The sequence below is a fragment of the Metabacillus bambusae genome, assembly GCF_017497975.1.
Lineage (GTDB): Bacteria > Bacillota > Bacilli > Bacillales > Bacillaceae > Metabacillus > Metabacillus bambusae.
Genome location: NZ_JAGDEL010000002.1, coordinates 48,871 through 66,652, shown reverse-complemented (window position 1 = coordinate 66,652; position 17,782 = coordinate 48,871). Strand labels below are relative to the sequence as shown.

The following is a 17,782-nucleotide window of genomic DNA, read 5'->3' as shown; positions in this document are numbered from 1 at the left end:
GAGGAGATGTAATTCTCTTACTGTTTGATAATTTCCTAATGAATGCTCGATCCGCACCTTGTGGTGATAACCGATAGGAGTTTTGTGAAAAGTTAAGTATAATCAAAAGAAAAAGGGATAAATGACTATGAAAACAATTTTAGTTGTAGAAGATGAAATCGCGATTTCAATGGTGCTTGGCGCATATCTAGAGAAAGATGGATATGATGTGCATTATGCCTACAATGGCATTGAAGCATTACAAAAGGCTGAGGAAGTAAAGCCAGGGCTTATCTTATTAGATGTTATGATGCCACAACTCGATGGCTGGAGGGTATTAGAAAAAATCCGCGAGAAAAGCTCTTGTCCAGTGATCATGATTACGGCTTTGTCAGATATGAATCAAAAATTACAAGGATTTAACGGTGGTGCTGATGATTACATTACTAAACCGTTTATCGCTGAAGAGGTACTTGCAAGAGTAAGTGCAGTTCTAAGACGATCACCACAGCTTGAAGAAGCAGATAAAGTAAAATTATATGGACCACTTAAAATTAATTTTCTTGCACATCAGGTTTTCCTAAATGGAGTTGAAATACAGTTTACTCCAAGAGATCTATCTTTATTTCTTTTTTTAGCAGAGCACCCAAACCAAACATTTACAAGAGAACAGCTAATCGAAAGTGTTTGGGGCTATGATTATGAAGGAAGTGATCGGGCGGTTGATCTTGCAATTAAACGGATTCGCAAATTATTAAGTGGGTGGGATACATCGGATGGAGAGATTAAAACGCTTCGAGGCTTGGGTTACCAATTCTATGTTAAATAGAAATAAATCGAAAACGCCATTATTATATTATTGGACAAGACGTTATTTAGTTACACTTGTGATTGGACTCATTATTATCGCGGTCGTATCGATTCTTTGGATTAGACATAACACGATTGAGAGTAAACTAGAATTGACCAAATTAGTCGCTCAGGAGCTTTCAGATCGAGCTGTTGATGCGTCAGGAAATATTATGGTAAATTCGCAGCTTCCATTTATTTTAGAGGACCGAGAAAAATTTCTTAATAATCGCGAGCCATTACATTTCTATATTAAAACAAAAGATGGTATTTTACTTTCACCAGGTTCTAGAGGTCCAGGTCCTGAAAAAGAAAAAGAAGACCAACATAAGGATCTAGTTGAGTTAATGGAAATACCTGAGGAATTAACGGTTGAAAAAATCTCTTCAAACCAATACCGCACGGCTTATGCTGTTCTTTCACCAATTGTTTATGATGAAGAGATCATTGGGGCTGTTATTATCATTCAACCCATTGCAGATTTAACAAATATAAACACAGAGGAATATCAGTTATTAGCTTTACTCCTTATAGGGTTAGCTGTATTAGGCTGGTTTGTCATCTATTCTTTATCAAGAAAATTAGCTAGGCCAGTTGAAGAAGTGGCAAATGCTGCTGGAGAGCTAATGAGAGGGAATTATGAGATTGAACTAAATGAGAATGTACAAGAAAAAGAACTGCATCAGCTCGTGATCTCCTTTAAGGAAATGACAAATCGACTAAAGCAGCTTGAAGCATTAAGGTCTGAACTATTAGCTGGTGTAACACATGAATTAAAAACACCCATTACATCTGTAAGTGCATTGATTCAAGCAGTAAAAGATAATGTTGTATCAGATGATAAGAAACAACAATTTTTACAGATGTCATTAAATGAATCGAAAAAATTACAGAAAATGGTTGAAGACTTATTGGACTTTAATAGCTTTAGTGCTGGATCGATTAAAGTAAATCCAGAAAAAATGGATATATGCCGAGTAGTAAAAGAAATAATCTATCAATGGGAAATTGTTTACCAGTCGCAAGTTGAACATATAAACCTTAAATTTACTACTCATGAGGATCAACTTTTCGCAATAGCTGACCATGTTAGGCTCCAACAAATCCTAGTGAACTTATTAAACAATAGTCTTCACGCAGTTAAAGGAAGAGAGCATGGGGAAATTTCTGTAGAACTATTCCGGGATGGTCAATTTATTACTATGGACGTAAAGGACAATGGCTATGGAATACCAGAACAAGAACAACCATTTATTTTTGAACGGTTTTATCGTGGTGAGAATAAAAAACATGTTGAAAGAGGACTTGGTTTAGGATTGCCGTTTAGTTTACTCCTAGCAAAGGCTCAAGGCGGAGAAATGTATTTGAAGAAAAGTACTGGGGAGCAGACAATTTTTTCACTGCACTTGCCAGTTGCAAATAATTAACAAAAGCTCAAGGCGCGCCTTGTTCAGACCCGAGGATCTAGGCGCTAGAGCTAGACAACAAAACTGAGTAAGAAAAGTTATAAATTCTAATACTTTTAAAAAGTTTTAAGCCCCTTTTGTAAGAAATGGGGTTTTTTCTTGGCTCAAAGTGCAATTTAAGTTTTTAGCGTTAGCAAAAAATAAAAGTTTTGGGTCAATAACTATTTTTTTACTTTTTAGAATTGACAGTTAATTTCATTTGTCATACAATTAAAACAAGAAAAGTTAATTGTATGACAAATGAACAAAAGGATATTCTGCCTGGACTGAGTATAAAGGACAAAAGAAAGAAGTGATAAACGTGGAGATTAAATCAGTTAATCGTAAAACACTTTCTAAACAAGTACTGGATGAAATTATCGATTTATTATTAAGCGGTCAATTAAAATCTGGTGATCGATTGCCCTCTGAACTAGAGCTAATGGAAATGTTTGACGTAAGTAGATCGGTTATCCGTGAAGCATTAACCTCATTAGAATCAATGGGGATCGTTAACCGTAAAACTCGTAATGGTACATTCTTCTCGGATAAGATCGGTAGTAAACCGTTCTCAATGATGTTAGCGCTTTCTGCGGGTAATTTACCTTCAATAATTGAAACTAGATTATCACTTGAATTGGGATTTGTTACGTTAGCAGCAGAAAAAATAACAGATAAGGAACTTGAACAATTAAAGCAAACAATTGACGCAATGTCTTCTGCAACAAGTGATTATACGGAAATTGATAAGGAGTTCCATAAGATTATTGCACACAGTGCAAGTAATCCTTTATTAGAAGGTGTTATTACTCCATTGTTGAATCTCTATGATCGTACCCTAGAGCAAATACCAAATCGCCATAGGGATTCTAAAGCAACAATCCAGCAGCACATTGATATTTACGAGGCATTAAAAAAACGTGATCCTATTCAATCATCAACAGCTATGTATCGCCACCTAGATTATGTTAGAAAGAAAGTTCTTATGAATATAAAGGACATGTAGATTTCAAGATGATTCATCATCTTAAAATATATTTATTAGGTGAAAGGTAGGTTTCAATGATGACGATTGAGAAAAAAGCTCCAACAGGTATTTTAGGATTTCCAGTTGCACCCTTTACTAATTGCGGAAAGCTAGATGAAAAGGCGCTTGAAAGAAATGTGCAGTTCCTGATAGATGAAGGACTATCATCTATTTTTATTGCTTGCGGGTCTGGAGAATTTCACGCATTAGATAAAGGTGAATATCAGACAATGATAGAGGTGGCGCTCTCTGTGGTATCTGGCAAGGTCCCAGTCTATACAGGCGTTGGCGGGAATATTTCTCAAACTATAGAGCAAGTAAAACTATCTGAAGATTTAGGTGCTGATGGATACTTAATTCTTCCCCCTTACTTAATAGAAGGTGAACAAGAGGGCATTTTCAATTATTATAAGGCCATCCTAGAGCGTAGTGATTTGAATGCTATTGTTTATCAACGAGATACTGCTATTTTACAAGTAGATACACTTCAAAGATTAATAGAATTTCCCCAAGTTGTCGGGTTTAAAGATGGACATGGAAATATGGAATTAACTGTAGAACAAACGCAAACAATCGGAGATCGCTTAGAATGGATCAATGGAATGCCATTTGCGGAAATTACAATGCCAACCTATGTTCCTTTAGGCTATAACACGTATTCATCAGCGATTTCAAACTATATTCCACATATTTCTCGGTTGTATTTTAAATCATTACTAGAAGGTAATTATCAATTGGTAAGAGATTTGTATATTGACGTCCTATTACCAATTAATCGTATTCGTAAATCAAGAAAAGGTTATGCTGTATCACTTATCAAAGCAGGTATGGAAATTGTAGGACTTCCTGTAGGAAATACAGTTAGACCACCTATCAGTCAAGTAGAGAAAGAGCATTACAAGGCATTAGAGCAAATAGTTAGATCAGCCTTTGAAAAATATCCTGTGGATAATAAGGAAGTAAGTCATTAAGTCTAGTAGTTGTAAGCGTTTTATATATTGGATTTTTGATAGATTAGGAGGATTATAATGGCAGTAGAAACAAAGGTAAACACATACTTAAACTATATTAATGGTCAGTGGGTTGCTTCTTCAAGTGGTAATATTGGTGAAAGTAGTAATCCTGCAAATACAAACGATATCGTTGGCTTCGTTCAAAATTCAACAAGAGAAGAACTTGATCAAGCTGTATTATCTGCTAAAAGTGCGCAAAAAAAGTGGCGAGCATTAACTGGAAGTGAGCGGGGAGCTTATTTATACAAAACTGCTGACATTTTAGAAAGTAGACTAGAGGATATTGCAAAAACAATGACTCGTGAAATGGGGAAAACATTACCAGAGGCAAAAGGAGAAACAGCAAGAGGAGTTGCAATTCTTCGCTATTATGCAGGTGAAGGGATGCGTAAAGTTGGAGATGTCATACCATCAACAGATCCAAAAGCGATAATGTTTACAAGTAGAGTTCCTTTAGGTGTTGTAGGAGTTATTTCGCCTTGGAATTTTCCAGTAGCTATTCCTATTTGGAAGATGGCACCAGCATTAATTTATGGTAATTCAGTTGTTATTAAACCAGCGCAAGAAACGGCTGTTACATGTGCTAAGGTGATTGAATGCTTTGCAGACGCTTTGATACCTGCTGGTGTTTTAAATATGGTAACAGGTTCTGGCTCTGTTATTGGCCAAGGATTGGTCGATCACCCAGATGTAAATGGAATTACGTTTACTGGCTCAAATGAAGTTGGGAAAAGGGTGGGCCAAGGTGCTTTAGCAAGGGGCGCAAAATACCAGCTTGAGATGGGTGGGAAAAACCCTGTTATTGTGACAGCTGATGCAGATTTAGATTTAGCAGTAGAAGGTACAATTAATGGAGCATTTCGTTCATCAGGTCAAAAATGTACAGCGACTAGTCGTGTCATTATTGATAGTGAAGTATATGAACAATTCAAAACAAAACTACTAAAAAAAGTAAAAGATATTACGATTGGTGATGGTCTAGAAGAAGGTATCTGGATGGGACCAGTGGCCAATGAAAATCAGCTTCATACAGTGCTCTCCTACATAGAGAAAGGGAAGCAAGATGGTGCAACACTTCTTGCAGGTGGAAAGAGATTAAACGGAGCTTCATATGATCATGGATATTTTGTGGAACCAACAATTTTTGATAATGTAACATCAGACATGATTATTGCCCAAGAAGAAATATTTGGTCCATTTATTGCGTTAATTAAAGTGGATTCAATAGAAGAAGCGATAACAATTGCAAATGATGTGAAGTTTGGATTAAGTGCCTCAATTTACACGAGCAATATACAGAATATGTTGTCATTTATTGATGAGGTGGATGCTGGGCTTGTCCGTGTCAATGCAGAAAGTGCTGGAGTTGAACTTCAAGCGCCATTTGGAGGTATGAAGCAATCAAGCTCACATTCACGTGAGCAAGGAGAAGCCGCGAAGGAATTTTTCACAGCTATTAAAACTGTTTTTGTAAAGTAATGATTTATGAGGAGGGAAGAAATTACTCTCCTCGACCTAAATAAATTTCTATATATAAATTGCAAGTTTATTTTTTACTAAAACAAGGCGGTGTTACGATGAATCAACAACTTACAAATCAAAAGATAAATGATTACATCTCTTCTAGCACTCCTGTCATTACTGAAATGCTTGTTATTCCTGTTGCTGGTCATGACAGTATGTTATTAAATCTAAGTGGTGCCCACAGCCCTTTTTTTACTCGTAATGTGGTTATTTTAAAGGACAATGCAGGAAATACCGGGGTTGGTGAGGTACCGGGTGGAGAAAAAATTCGCCAAACATTAGAAGATGCAAAGTCATTGGTTATCGGGGAGTCTATCGGTAAATACAACAATATTTTAAACAATGTAAGAAAGAAATTCGCTAACCGTGACACTGCTGGACGGGGGCTGCAAACATTTGATCTACGGATCACAATTCATGCAGTTACCGCAATAGAAGCTTCACTATTAGATCTAGTTGGTAAATACTTAGGTGTACCTGTTGCTGCATTGCTTGGAGAAGGACAACAACGTAAAACTGTCGAAATGCTCGGTTATCTATTTTACATAGGTGATAGCAAATTAACAGATCAACCATATTTAAGTGAACATGATGCTGTAGATGATTGGCTTCGTCTACGTCACGAAGCAGCACTAACCCCAGAGGCAATTGTACGACTTGCTGAAGCCGCATATGAACGATATGGATTTAACGATTATAAATTAAAGGGTGGCGTTCTTCATGGAGAAGAAGAGATAGAAGCAGTCACTGCGTTAGCTGAAAGATTTCCGAATGCGCGGATTACGTTGGACCCAAATGGAGCATGGTCTTTGGAGGAAGCAATTAGACTTTGTTCGAATAAACAGCATATTTTAGCTTACGCTGAAGATCCATGTGGAGCAGAAAATGGCTATTCAGCTCGTGAAGTGATGGCTGAATTCAGAAGAGCTACAGGACTACCGACCGCTACTAATATGATTGCCACAGACTGGCGTGAGATGGGCCATTCGATCCAACTAAATTCGGTTGATATTCCACTAGCAGATCCACATTTTTGGACAATGCAGGGATCAGTCCGAGTTGCACAAATGTGTAATGATTGGGGATTAACATGGGGATCTCATTCAAATAATCACTTTGATATATCATTAGCAATGTTTACTCATGTTGCAGCAGCAGCACCTGGTAAAATAACAGCGATTGATACACATTGGATCTGGCAAGATGGGCAACGTTTAACGCATGATCCGTTAAAAATTGTTAACGGCAAGGTAGCTGTCCCTGAAAAGCCGGGTTTAGGAATCGAAATTGACATGGATCAAATCGAGAAGGCAAATAAGCTTTATAAAGATAAGAAGCTAGGTGTACGTGATGATTCGCTTGTGATGCAGTATTTAATTCCGGGCTGGAAATTTGATAATAAACGTCCATGCTTAGTTCGCTGATGCAATAAATTCTAAAATTCAACATAGGTGATATCAGTAAAAATGTAAGCGTTATCCACAAAAGTGTGTACAACTTAATTGTTATAGATATCAAAGGGGGATGTAAAATGAAGCGTTTATTGTATTTTGTAACTATGCTCTTAATAATTGGACTACTATCTGCATGCTCAGCTCATCATGGGACAGCTTCAAATTCATCAGGAAATGAGAGTGAAGGTTCAAAAGAAAGTGATTTCCCAACTAAGCCAATCTCTGTCATTGTTTCGTATGATGCAGGTGGTGGGACAGATACAACTGCTCGTACGTTAACACCGTATCTTGAAAAAGAATTGGGTGTTCCTGTAAACGTCATAAATCAACCGGGTGGAAGTGGTTGGGTAGGCTGGACGGCACTAGCAACTGCAAAGCCAGACGGTTATACAATTGGCTATCTAAATTCTCCTAATATAGCAGGTGGACTTGTAAATCCTTCTGTTAAACGTGATGTGAATCTTGATAGTTATCAAGTGCTTGCAAATCATGTGGCAGACCCAGGCGTCATAGCGATTCGTACAGATGAGGATCGTTTTACAAACATTGAAGAGTTAATTGAATATGCGAAAACAAATAAACTAAAAGCAAATGGATCTGGAGTTGCAAGTGATGAACATTTGGTATCTTTATTAATGAATCAAAAGCTTGGGACAAAGATTGATGCAGTTCAGTTTGAAGGAACGGCAAATAGCTCAACCGCTTTCTTAGGTGGTCATATTGATATTTTAGTAACAAGTGCAGGTGAAGCCTATAATCTTCATAATAGTGGGCAATTAAAGGTCATAGGTGTAGCAGCAAAAGAAAGATCAGCATTTTTACCTGAAGTTCCAACTCTAGAGGAAGCAGGATATGAAGGTGTTTATTCTCAAGCAACAAGAGGGTTGGCTGCTCCAAAGGGTGTTGATCCTGAAAAGGTGAAAATCCTTCAGGATGCTTTAGAAAAGGCGATCAACAATGCTGAACATATTGAGAAAATGGAGAAGTTAGGAACACAGGTAAGTTATGCAAATAGTGATGACTATCTTAGCATGCTTGAACAGGATATAAAGGATATTACTGATTTAAAAGATTTATTAGGCTGGTAAAATGAATAAGCCCGGGTTATAAACACTCGGGTTTATATGATGGAAATTTAACTTGATGCAATTTTGGAAGTCGGAAGGAGTTGGTTATCTTGAAAAATATCGGTGTCTGGGTAGGCGCTTTGCTTTTGATATTTTCTGGTATGATATTTTGGCAATCGCTATCCCTTGAGTATTATGGGCAATATGGTGCAGGGCCAGGATTACTCCCGATTTGGTTAAGTGGTTTACTGGCGGTGCTATCTATTCTATATATCATCAATAGTTTAAAAGAAGGACATGTCAATCTATTCGATTTACTTCCAAAAGGGAAGGTATTAGTTAAGCTATTAACGATTGTAGGTTCAATTTTTTTGTTTATCATCATTTCTCCTTATACAGGGTTTATCATTGCGAGTATCATTGTTTTGCTTATATTGCTTGCTCCAGAATACAAATGGTATTCGGCATTTGGTATTTCTACGGCAATTACGTTTGTGTTATTTTTCGGCTTCAAGATAGTATTGAATATTCCATTACCAGTTAATATATGGGGATGGTAAGGAGGGGATAAGGATGGAGGCATTTAGTTATCTATTAGCTGGTTTTGAAACAGCCCTAACTTGGCAAAATCTATTGTATTGTTTAATTGGTGTATCAGTTGGGATGTTGGTCGGGATCCTACCAGGTTTAGGTCCTAGTGCAGGGACAGCGCTTTTAATTCCAATGACCTTTGCAATGGACCCAATTCCTGCAATTATTATGTTGGCTGGTATTTTTTATGGCTCAATGTATGGTGGTACAATTACAACCGTTTTAGTAAATGTACCAGGTGAGGCAGCATCTGTTATTACAAGTCTGGATGGCTATCCAATGGCAAAGAAGGGGCGAGCTGGAGTTGCTCTTGGTTTATCAGCAATTGGCTCTTTTATAGGAGGAACTTTATCAATTATTGGTTTAGTCATTGTAGCACCATTATTAGTTGATTTTGCATTAGCATTTGGCCCTCCTGAATTTTTCGCTTTAATCATCTTTGGGATGACAATGGTCATTGGTTTAGCAGGGAAATCAATAATTAAAGGTGCAATTGCAGTAACGATAGGACTAATATTAGCTTTAGTAGGTATTGCTCCTGGATCGGGTATTGTCCGTTTTTCTTTTGGATCTACACATCTCTTAGATGGTTTTGATTTTGTTACGATAGCGATGGGGCTGTTTGGTTTATCTGAAATCTTATTAAGTGCCGAACAGCAACTTAAAAAGCCTGATGATCCTCCGAAGATGGGTGGACTTTTTCCCAAACGAAACGAATGGAAGCCCTCACTTATGTCAATGGGAAGAGGTACACTTTTAGGTTTTTTTATCGGATTAATCCCTGGTACAAGTTCAGTTGTTCCCGCTCTCATGTCGTATTCATTAGAAAAAAAGCTGGCGAAGGATCCTTCTCGATTTGGTAAGGGTGCAGTTGAAGGTGTAGCTGGACCTGAAACAGCTAACAACTCATTTTGTGGAGGAGCACTTATTCCGTTATTCTTATTAGGTATTCCTAGTTCTGCTACGATGGCAGTGCTATTAGGTGCCTTTATCCTACATGGCCTTACTCCAGGTCCGACTATGTTTGTTCAAAATTCTGAGTTTGTCTGGGCAGTTATCGCAAGTATGTTTATAGGAAACGCTCTGTTGTTATTTATGAATTTACCGATGGCGAAATTGTGGGCAAAAGTTGCAAATATTCCGTTTAAATTACTCTTCCCAATCATCATTAGTGTCTCAATTGTAGGTACATATTCTATTAGTAATAGTCTTTGGGAGGTTGGCGGGTTCCTTGCTTTTGGCATAATCGGTTATTTGTTTAAAAAGGCAGATATCCCTGTCGCTCCGATTGCTTTAGTCTTTATATTAGGAGGATTAATGGAAGAATCACTGTTACAATCATTAAATCTCTTTGATGGCAACCTTTTAGCGATCTTTTCAAGGCCGATCTCAGGTACTTTAATTGTTCTTTCTTTTATTGCAATAGCTCTTAGTATCATCGCTGGTATTAAGCAAAAGAAAGATAATTTTATGGATGTTGAAGTATAGAATAAGAAAAAATATAGACAAAAGCCCATTTATTGCAGTATAATGAAATTAAATAAAAGAACGAACCATAAGAAACTTCCACCGTAAAGGGGAGTAGCGTCAGGATTATCCTGAAACAAAGTCGTCATTACATGAACCTTGTTCATCGGCTTTGTTGGCATATTATTGTGCTTAGCGAGACCTTTGCCACTATGGCAAAGGTCTCTTTATTTTTGTGGTGAATAACTATTTTTGAATTTATTAGAATTTGAAAGTAGTAAAATATAATTTTTATAGGAGGTACACAAATGGATTTTCTCACTGCACTTTTGTCTATTATAGTGATTGATTTAGTTTTAGCTGGAGATAATGCCATTTTGATTGGGCTTGCGGCAAGAAATCTGCCAAAACACCAACAAAAGAAGGTTATTTTATGGGGCTCAGTAGGAGCAATTGCAATTCGAATCGTAGCAACATTAGCGGTTGTTTGGTTATTAGAAATCCCTGGTCTTCATTTAGTCGGTGGTCTTTTATTAGTCATTATTGCTTATAAATTGTTAGTAGATGACAATGATCACGGTGATGTGAAAGCTGGAGATAACTTTTGGGCAGCAATTCGTACCGTTATTATCGCTGACGCATTAATGGGTCTTGATAATGTTTTAGCAGTAGCTGGTGCTTCTCATGGGAACATGCTTCTAGTCGTAATTGGATTATTAATCTCTGTTCCAGTTGTAATGTGGGGAAGTACTCTTATCCTAAAATGGATCGATAGATACCCAATTATTGTTACATTGGGTGCAGCTGTATTAGCATGGACAGCATCAAAAATGATCGTAGGAGAACATTTCTTAAGCGGATTTTTTGCTAATGGCTTTGTGAAATATGGTTTTGAAATTTTAGTTGTTGCAGGTGTTATCTTAACTGCAAAATATGCGCAAAAGAAGAAAGCTGCTAATAAGCAAGAGGAAACAGTATTATTAAAAGCTGGATCAAATTAAACTAGAAAAAGACGGTCAACCTTGTGTGTTTCGTGAGGTTTGACCGTCTTTTATTTATAATAGGATCATGAACATAACCCTATTATTTCGGGTTAGTTGAATATTTTTTTCCTAAACCTAATGAAAAATCAATGCTTTCAACGTACTGTGGAAAATCAATCAGGGGATTTCTATTTTTTTGAATAGCGAAAATAGCCATATTGCGATGTTTTTCATAAATTGAGACTTGAAAATCATTGTGCCACTTTATAAGTAAATCAATGTCTACATTACTATATTGGCTGACTTCACCCGGATATCTTAATAAAAAATACAATGTTGCTCTCGCAACCTCACCTTTGCCTCTTTCTGGTTCGAACTTATTATCTTCGTATTTACCACAATTTGCTCTGATTTCTTCTATCTTCATTTTAGGGGAATAGTCTTTGAAATCATGGTAAGGAAAATTAGATCTTGATGAATTGCATTTTATTTCACAAGTAAAAAGATGATGTAAATCTCCTCTCATCGGATTTTCCTTTTCAAACCATGATTGGGGCACAACATGTTCACAATTATACATATTTTCACTTTCAATTGACGCAATCGTCTCTTGGACTTTCATCAGATCCTTTAAATCATTGGATAATAAAATTTGATAAGCTTCTTTTCTTTTCAAGTCTGCTTCGAAATCCTCTTTCATGACTTGTTCAGGTTCCTTATCCCCTCCTGAGTAGATGCTTTTTAATTTTCCGTTTAATTGGAGGTCTACCCAAGTATAAAGATAATTTCTTGTTTTTGCATTGTAAGATAGCTGATTAAGATGTGTATTAGTTACTAACAGATTTAATTGCTGGAACAATTCCTGCTTGTCCACTCCACTAAAATCTATGTCTTGGTAATAGCTATTGATTAAAGTTTGATCCTTTTCTTCTTCATAATATTCGTTCTCATTTTCAATCCTTTTTTTATTATGTTCCAATTCAATTAACGCGCTTTTTAATTCTACGTGTTCACTAGTGTCCAATCTCTCGCGATTATTCAAAATGCTTCCTCCTTCTGGTATGGAAACTTTTTAGCACAAAGTGATTAAATAGGTGTTTGACAGTCAAGTTTTCAGGAACAAAAGCTCATGGTGCTAGATGCCTAGTGTTTATCCACAGCATTAGAATTTCTCAATTTCCTAAACTGTAAACAAAACGGACATTGATATTCTATCGCTGCCCGTCAAGATAAATGGAAACCACAGTGTACTAGACTATTCGCTGTGGATGATAAAAAGTTGAGTTTCTAGTCTTACTCAATTTTACTACCAAAATATTAATTTTTTGTTTCAATGAGATTAATCCTTGCAACATTGATAATTTCACGTACTTTGTCTACTAAGTCGAGTAAGAGGAAACCGTTACCTTCAGAGCTTTTACGATTTCCTAAAGGTAAAGTTCGTCTGACTAGCTGTGCATAGATTTCAGTTTCAATAAGAGGTCTACCAAACTCTTTTTCACTTAAGTTAATAAGTAAAGCTAATGCACCTGCTACGTGTGGAGTCGCCATAGAGGTTCCAGATAGTGACGCATATTTATTTTCTAGATATGTTGATACGATTTCAACACCTGGAGCGACAAGATCTACTTCTGCATTTGTGTTCGTAAATGGTGCAAGGTTTAAATCATTGCTCACAGCTCCTACTTGAATGACTTCGTTATAACTACCTGGATAAGAATACTCAAACGTATCCTCTCTATCATCACCTTCATTTCCTGCTGCAACAACGACTGAAATATTATGATTAACCGCATTTTGTATAGCTTTATGAAGTTCGGGAACATCATGTGGACCGCCAAGTGACATTGAAATGACACGAACTCTTTGGTTTTGTGGACCTCGCCAGTCAACAGCATAGTTGATGGCATTTATGATCCATTCATAATCCCCAGAGCCTTCTCCTGTCAAAACTTTTAAACTTAAAATTTTTGCTTTTGGTGCAACCCCTACAACACCTTTATTATTTAAACTAGCTGCAATGGTACCTGTTACGTGTGTACCATGACCATTATTATCTTTAAAAATAGTTGGATTTGCATGATGATCAGTTGTGAAATTTCTTCCGCCGATAATTTGATCCTTTAGATCTGGGTGATTCCTGTCAACACCTGTATCAATAACTGCAATTACAATGTTTTCACCTTGATTACTTTTCTCCCAAATCCTAGGTGCTTGTATTAAACGGACACCCTCTGGAGTTTCATTTGTGTTTTCGACAATTGAATTAATCGTATAAGGAACCAATTTGACTTGTAACGGTGTTTTAGTCATGTTTACCTCCCGATTGTGAAATTTTAACTGACCCTACTCTTTATGTATACCAAATTGTGGATGGTTTTTAAATGAAAAGAAATCATTTTCTCATTTTTGATTAATTAGCCTTATAAAGTCGCTTAATCAAGGGAAAAAGAACTAATAATCCAACTTATATTATTAATTTAGCTCACTTTTTTCCCATTCTCCTAGATTCTAACATTAGAAATATGCTAAATATTACTGTTGAATGACAAAATATCGATAGAAATATCCGAGATGGTAGCTTTTTATCTTTCATCTTTCTTAAAGGCTCTTTTCTAAAAGATTGTTGCTTTTATAACAAAAACTAATTAGGTTGATTGGAACGGATTGCGAGACTCCTGAGGGAGCAGCGGGACAGGTGAGACTCATGCAGGCGTTTACGCCGAGGAGGCTCACCGCCCGCCCCGCGGTAAGCGAGCAACTGGAGATGCAATCAACTACACCGCATTACTTGGTAAATAGCAACAAAGTTTGCGAAAACAGCCTTCTTAAATCAACATGATTTACTTATGAATAATTACTCATTTTTGAAATCTGGAACAAAAAAAGATTCAATGAAGCTTATATATATAATAAGTGCCTATATAAAACAAAGCGAAGCAATTTAAAGAAAAGAAGTGAAGGGAGGGAAAATTGTGAACACAGATCAAGCATTTTACATGTTAAAGGAAGCAGGATTATCAGATAGTAGGAGCATTAAAACAGTGAGACGTTGGCTACATGAAGGGAAGGTTAAATATGATGGAACTGGGAGTAGGAATCCCGAATCCATTTCGATTTTTGACAATGCAACTTCATCGCTAGTTAAGGAAAGAACTGATCAAGATAAAGATGAGATCATCCGCTATTTAAAATTAAAAATAAAAGAAAAAGATGTATATATAGAAGGGGTAGAAGAACTACATAAATCAGCAACAAAAGTATTATCCCACCAAAGAGATATGTTAACTAACGAAATAATCCACTTAAAGAATGAAAAAAGAAAATTACACAGTGAAACAATGGATTTATTAAAAGAAAATATTCAATTACGAGAAGAATTAATAAAATTAAAAGAAGAAGGGTTTACAGGTAAAAATAGCGAAAATGACAAGGTTTACAATACTGTCCAAAATGATCTTTTGCAAAAATTTGGACTATCAAAAATGGCGAACAGTAATGATGTGTTATCAGCTTATAAAGAATTACTGAAACTTACCCATCCCGATCATGGAGGCAACACAAAATTATTTCATTATATTAAAACAGATTACGATAATTTTAGAAATAGCATCAAATGATAATAAATAATTCATTGTTAAAATACAATCTACTATTTATTTGTTTAGAAGACATATCAAAAGCTAAAAAACATATATACATATAAGTTTCTCCTTGCCATCAAAAAGCATCTGCTAACAATTTATCAGATGCTTTTTTGTTTGTTTTTTCTAAGTTTACAAGTCTAGCTGAAATTAAAGGTGAAAAAATTCTTCCAATTGTTTATTTACGAAAGCGTAAAAGTATGTTAGAACAAATTTATTTATCTCTCATGACCTTGCTGCCGTAAGTTTTAGGAGAGATCAGATCATGTTGATGAAAAACGGACAAGTGATAGATAAATGTAAGGCAGGAGCTCTCTTGAATAGAGACAAATTTAATCTTTGTAACAGGCTCTTTTCTAAAAGATTGTTGCTTTTAAAACAACAACTAATTCAGGTTGATTGGAACGGATTGCGAGACTCCTGCGGGAGCAGCGGGACAGGTGAGACTCATGCAGGCGTTTACGCCGAGGAGGCTCACCGCCCGCCCCGCGGTAAGCGAGCAACTGGAGATGCAATCAACCACACCACATTACTTGGTAAATAGCAACAAAGTTTGCGAAAACAGCCATTGATTAAAAAAACTCCTTACACTACAATATGTAATGGAAGGTGATAAAAATGAACATAAACAATTTTCGCTATGATGAAGTTGGATTAAATCGGTTTTTTGGTCCTTTAGAAGCAAAAATCATGGACATTCTTTGGGAAGGCTCTGAAAAGAGTATAAAAGAGGTTCAACAGCAGCTTGAAAAAGAAAAAGCGACGAATTTTAATACAGTTATGACCGTAATGAATCGGCTAGTTGAAAAGAAAATACTTGAAAAAAGAGCCGAAGGTAGAACATCGCTTTTTAAGCCTGTGAAAACGAAGGATGAATTCATTGAAGAACAATCAAAAAAACTAACAGATAATCTGCTAGATGAATTTGGCGGACTAGTTGTCAATCATATGCTCGATTCCTTGAAAGAAGTTGATCAAACTCTACTCGATCGACTAGAACAAAAAATTGATCAATTAAAAAAAGGAAAAAGTAAATAATGTGGAGATATAAATCACTAGTCGTTTTAGGTCTAGGTCTTTTCTTTGCGATTTTACTGTGTGTTCAAATGGGGATGTATGTCCTTAATCATTTGTTAGGAACAATGATCAATCTTAATATCTTTCAACTTTGCATAAGTTTATTTAGGGGAAATACATTTGTTTATCATTCTGTTTTATTAGGTGTAAATACTTTTATTGCCTATACCTGTTTCATTTTTTGCAAAAAAGTAGTTCATCAAATAATTGATATAAATAGAGTTAAGAAAAAAATTGCATTACTGAAAAATAGTCAGTTGACTAAGCAAATAAATGTAAAATATCATCGTAAGCACATGGATATTCATGTAATAAACTGTCATGAGCATGTTGCGTTTACCTTTGGATTTTTTAAACCAACAATTGTTCTTTCGACAGAACTTATTGAGATGTTAGATCACGCAGAGCTAGAGGCTGTTATTTATCATGAATCTGCTCATCAAAGATACTTTGATCCACTTATGGTATTTGTTCTCCAAATGATCTCTGAGGTTATGTGGTATATTCCACTTACGAAATGGGCGTATCAAAATTATAAAATTATGATAGAACTTGCTGCTGATGAATCTGCGGTTAATCGAATGGGTTCAGAACTAGGACTTGGTAGTGCACTTCTTAAACTTGTAAAAACCCGTTTAAGTGGGAACTCAACTCCTGCCTTTGTCCCTTTTGCTGATGGAACTGTAGACTTTCGAATAAAGCAATTAATTGAGCCAGAGCCGTCAATCCCTGTGAAGTTACAGACAAAATCAGTTTTTATCTCGATTAACATGATCTTGCTCTTAATGGTTTTAATGGTTATTGTTTGAGGTGTTTAGTTTAGTAGTTAACTTGATAGTAAAATTGTTAAGTCTTGACCAATATGTATATATACACTACAATGTGTAGTGTATATATACATGAAATAAGCAACAGCGTCTTTTTTACACAATTACACTACAAAGTGTAGTGTGTGGGTGTTGTTTTTATTAAAGGCTCTTTTCTAAGAGATTGTTTCTTTTAAAACGAAAACTGTTTTAGGTTGATTGGAGCGGAAGTGCGAGACTCCTGCGGGAGTAGCGGGACAGGTGAGACCCCACAGGCGTTTACGCCGAGGAGGCTCACCGCCCGCCCTGCGGAAAGCGAGCATCTGGAGCGGAAATCAACCACGCCGTACAGCTTGGTAAATAGCAACAAAGTTTGCGAAAACAGCCTTATTAAAATATGAAGGGAGAAAAATACAATGAAATCTTTTGAGGTTGGTACACTTATTCTACGTGTTTTTTTAGGTCTATCATTTGTCATTCATGGTTTAGCAAAGTTTCAAGGTGGGATTGGAAATACGGCAGGTTGGTTTGATAGCATTGGCATACCAGGATTTATGGCGTACATAGTTGCTGGGATTGAGTTGCTTGGAGGGTTACTGTTAATTATAGGTTTAGGCACTCGCTATATATCTGCGTTGCTTTTTGTAATCATGATTGCTGCCACAGTAAAAGTGAAAATATCAGCTGGATTTATGGGGAATGGTCAAGGTGCAGGCTATGAATTAGATTTAGCATTTGCAGTGATTGCTTTCTTCCTCTTTCTAAATTGGAAGTCACCTTTATCTCTTGATGCAAAGCTAGTAAATAAGGAAGCAGCCTAAGCTAATTAGAACGCACAATTTATAAGAAGGTGTCC

16 protein-coding genes and 1 riboswitch are annotated in these 17,782 nt (G+C 36.3%); of the genes, 14 read left to right on the top strand and 2 right to left on the bottom strand.

Annotated elements, in window-relative coordinates; all coding sequences use genetic code 11:
- Positions 1 to 127 precede the first annotated feature (127 nt).
- The 10 genes from I7822_RS02980 (at position 128) to I7822_RS02935 (ending at position 11,417) form a co-directional block, all read left to right on the top strand.
- The gene (locus I7822_RS02980) at positions 128 to 808 is read left to right on the top strand and encodes a response regulator transcription factor (protein ID WP_207975302.1); all 681 of its coding nucleotides are present in this window, start codon (positions 128 to 130) and stop codon (positions 806 to 808) included.
- The gene (locus tag I7822_RS02975) at positions 756 to 2,255 is read left to right on the top strand and encodes a HAMP domain-containing sensor histidine kinase (RefSeq protein ID WP_207975301.1); all 1,500 of its coding nucleotides are present in this window, start codon (positions 756 to 758) and stop codon (positions 2,253 to 2,255) included. The genes I7822_RS02980 and I7822_RS02975 overlap by 53 nt, the downstream gene beginning before the upstream one ends.
- A gap of 334 nt (positions 2,256 to 2,589) precedes the next feature.
- Positions 2,590 to 3,279: a FadR/GntR family transcriptional regulator gene (locus I7822_RS02970; protein ID WP_307847678.1), complete on the top strand. Its 690-nt coding sequence runs from the start codon at positions 2,590 to 2,592 to the stop codon at positions 3,277 to 3,279.
- Positions 3,280 to 3,338: 59 nt separating this feature from the next.
- Positions 3,339 to 4,271, top strand: a complete 933-nt coding sequence (kdgD, locus tag I7822_RS02965) for a 5-dehydro-4-deoxyglucarate dehydratase (protein WP_207975610.1) — start codon at positions 3,339 to 3,341, stop codon at positions 4,269 to 4,271.
- Positions 4,272 to 4,328: 57 nt separating this feature from the next.
- Positions 4,329 to 5,792, top strand: coding sequence for an alpha-ketoglutaric semialdehyde dehydrogenase GucD (gene gucD / locus I7822_RS02960; protein WP_207975299.1), 1,464 nt, complete (start codon positions 4,329 to 4,331; stop codon positions 5,790 to 5,792).
- Positions 5,793 to 5,890: 98 nt separating this feature from the next.
- A complete protein-coding gene (gene gudD, locus I7822_RS02955; RefSeq protein WP_207975298.1) occupies positions 5,891 to 7,261 on the top strand; it encodes a glucarate dehydratase in 1,371 nt (456 codons plus the stop codon).
- A 107-nt stretch (positions 7,262 to 7,368) separates the two neighbouring features.
- Positions 7,369 to 8,379 carry a tripartite tricarboxylate transporter substrate binding protein gene (locus tag I7822_RS02950; RefSeq protein WP_207975297.1) on the top strand — a complete coding sequence of 337 codons (1,011 nt, stop codon included), beginning with the start codon at positions 7,369 to 7,371 and terminating at the stop codon, positions 8,377 to 8,379.
- An 89-nt stretch (positions 8,380 to 8,468) separates the two neighbouring features.
- Positions 8,469 to 8,918: a tripartite tricarboxylate transporter TctB family protein gene (locus tag I7822_RS02945; protein WP_207975296.1), complete on the top strand. Its 450-nt coding sequence runs from the start codon at positions 8,469 to 8,471 to the stop codon at positions 8,916 to 8,918.
- 13 nt (positions 8,919 to 8,931) lie between these two features.
- Positions 8,932 to 10,437 carry a tripartite tricarboxylate transporter permease gene (locus I7822_RS02940; RefSeq protein ID WP_207975295.1) on the top strand — a complete coding sequence of 502 codons (1,506 nt, stop codon included), beginning with the start codon at positions 8,932 to 8,934 and terminating at the stop codon, positions 10,435 to 10,437.
- A 76-nt stretch (positions 10,438 to 10,513) separates the two neighbouring features.
- Positions 10,514 to 10,610, top strand: a riboswitch (yybP-ykoY riboswitch).
- A 114-nt stretch (positions 10,611 to 10,724) separates the two neighbouring features.
- A complete protein-coding gene (locus tag I7822_RS02935) occupies positions 10,725 to 11,417 on the top strand; it encodes a TerC family protein (protein WP_207975294.1) in 693 nt (230 codons plus the stop codon).
- Between the two features lie 82 nt (positions 11,418 to 11,499).
- On the opposite strand, the gene I7822_RS02930 is transcribed toward I7822_RS02935, so the two are convergent.
- Both I7822_RS02930 and I7822_RS02925 read right to left on the bottom strand, forming a co-directional pair.
- Positions 11,500 to 12,441, bottom strand: coding sequence for an endonuclease I family protein (locus tag I7822_RS02930; protein ID WP_243459235.1), 942 nt, complete (start codon positions 12,439 to 12,441; stop codon positions 11,500 to 11,502).
- Between the two features lie 275 nt (positions 12,442 to 12,716).
- On the bottom strand, positions 12,717 to 13,712 hold the full coding sequence (locus I7822_RS02925; protein ID WP_207975293.1) for a S8 family peptidase: 996 nt from the start codon (positions 13,710 to 13,712) through the stop codon (positions 12,717 to 12,719).
- Between the two features lie 662 nt (positions 13,713 to 14,374).
- On the opposite strand from I7822_RS02925, the gene I7822_RS02920 reads away from it, so the two are divergent.
- The 4 genes from I7822_RS02920 (at position 14,375) to I7822_RS02905 (ending at position 17,747) form a co-directional block, all read left to right on the top strand.
- The gene (locus tag I7822_RS02920) at positions 14,375 to 15,019 is read left to right on the top strand and encodes a hypothetical protein (RefSeq protein WP_207975292.1); all 645 of its coding nucleotides are present in this window, start codon (positions 14,375 to 14,377) and stop codon (positions 15,017 to 15,019) included.
- Positions 15,020 to 15,661: 642 nt separating this feature from the next.
- A complete protein-coding gene (locus I7822_RS02915; protein ID WP_207975291.1) occupies positions 15,662 to 16,081 on the top strand; it encodes a BlaI/MecI/CopY family transcriptional regulator in 420 nt (139 codons plus the stop codon).
- Complete coding sequence (locus I7822_RS02910) at positions 16,081 to 16,929, top strand: M56 family metallopeptidase (RefSeq protein ID WP_207975290.1); 849 nt, start codon at positions 16,081 to 16,083, stop codon at positions 16,927 to 16,929. Before I7822_RS02915 ends, I7822_RS02910 begins: the two co-directional genes overlap by 1 nt.
- Before the next feature lie 413 nt (positions 16,930 to 17,342).
- Positions 17,343 to 17,747, top strand: a complete 405-nt coding sequence (locus I7822_RS02905; RefSeq protein ID WP_207975289.1) for a DoxX family protein — start codon at positions 17,343 to 17,345, stop codon at positions 17,745 to 17,747.
- The last annotated feature ends 35 nt before the right edge of the window (positions 17,748 to 17,782 follow it).

Coding starts and splice junctions, on each gene's coding strand:
- I7822_RS02980 (WP_207975302.1), top strand. CDS start 128: ATGAAAACAATTTTAGTTGTAGAAGATGAAATCGCGATTTCAATGGTG.
- I7822_RS02975 (WP_207975301.1), top strand. CDS start 756: ATGGAGAGATTAAAACGCTTCGAGGCTTGGGTTACCAATTCTATGTTA.
- kdgD (WP_207975610.1), top strand. CDS start 3,339: ATGACGATTGAGAAAAAAGCTCCAACAGGTATTTTAGGATTTCCAGTT.
- gucD (WP_207975299.1), top strand. CDS start 4,329: ATGGCAGTAGAAACAAAGGTAAACACATACTTAAACTATATTAATGGT.
- gudD (WP_207975298.1), top strand. CDS start 5,891: ATGAATCAACAACTTACAAATCAAAAGATAAATGATTACATCTCTTCT.
- I7822_RS02950 (WP_207975297.1), top strand. CDS start 7,369: ATGAAGCGTTTATTGTATTTTGTAACTATGCTCTTAATAATTGGACTA.
- I7822_RS02940 (WP_207975295.1), top strand. CDS start 8,932: ATGGAGGCATTTAGTTATCTATTAGCTGGTTTTGAAACAGCCCTAACT.
- I7822_RS02935 (WP_207975294.1), top strand. CDS start 10,725: ATGGATTTTCTCACTGCACTTTTGTCTATTATAGTGATTGATTTAGTT.
- I7822_RS02925 (WP_207975293.1), bottom strand. CDS start 13,712: ATGACTAAAACACCGTTACAAGTCAAATTGGTTCCTTATACGATTAAT.
- I7822_RS02915 (WP_207975291.1), top strand. CDS start 15,662: ATGAACATAAACAATTTTCGCTATGATGAAGTTGGATTAAATCGGTTT.
- I7822_RS02910 (WP_207975290.1), top strand. CDS start 16,081: ATGTGGAGATATAAATCACTAGTCGTTTTAGGTCTAGGTCTTTTCTTT.
- I7822_RS02905 (WP_207975289.1), top strand. CDS start 17,343: ATGAAATCTTTTGAGGTTGGTACACTTATTCTACGTGTTTTTTTAGGT.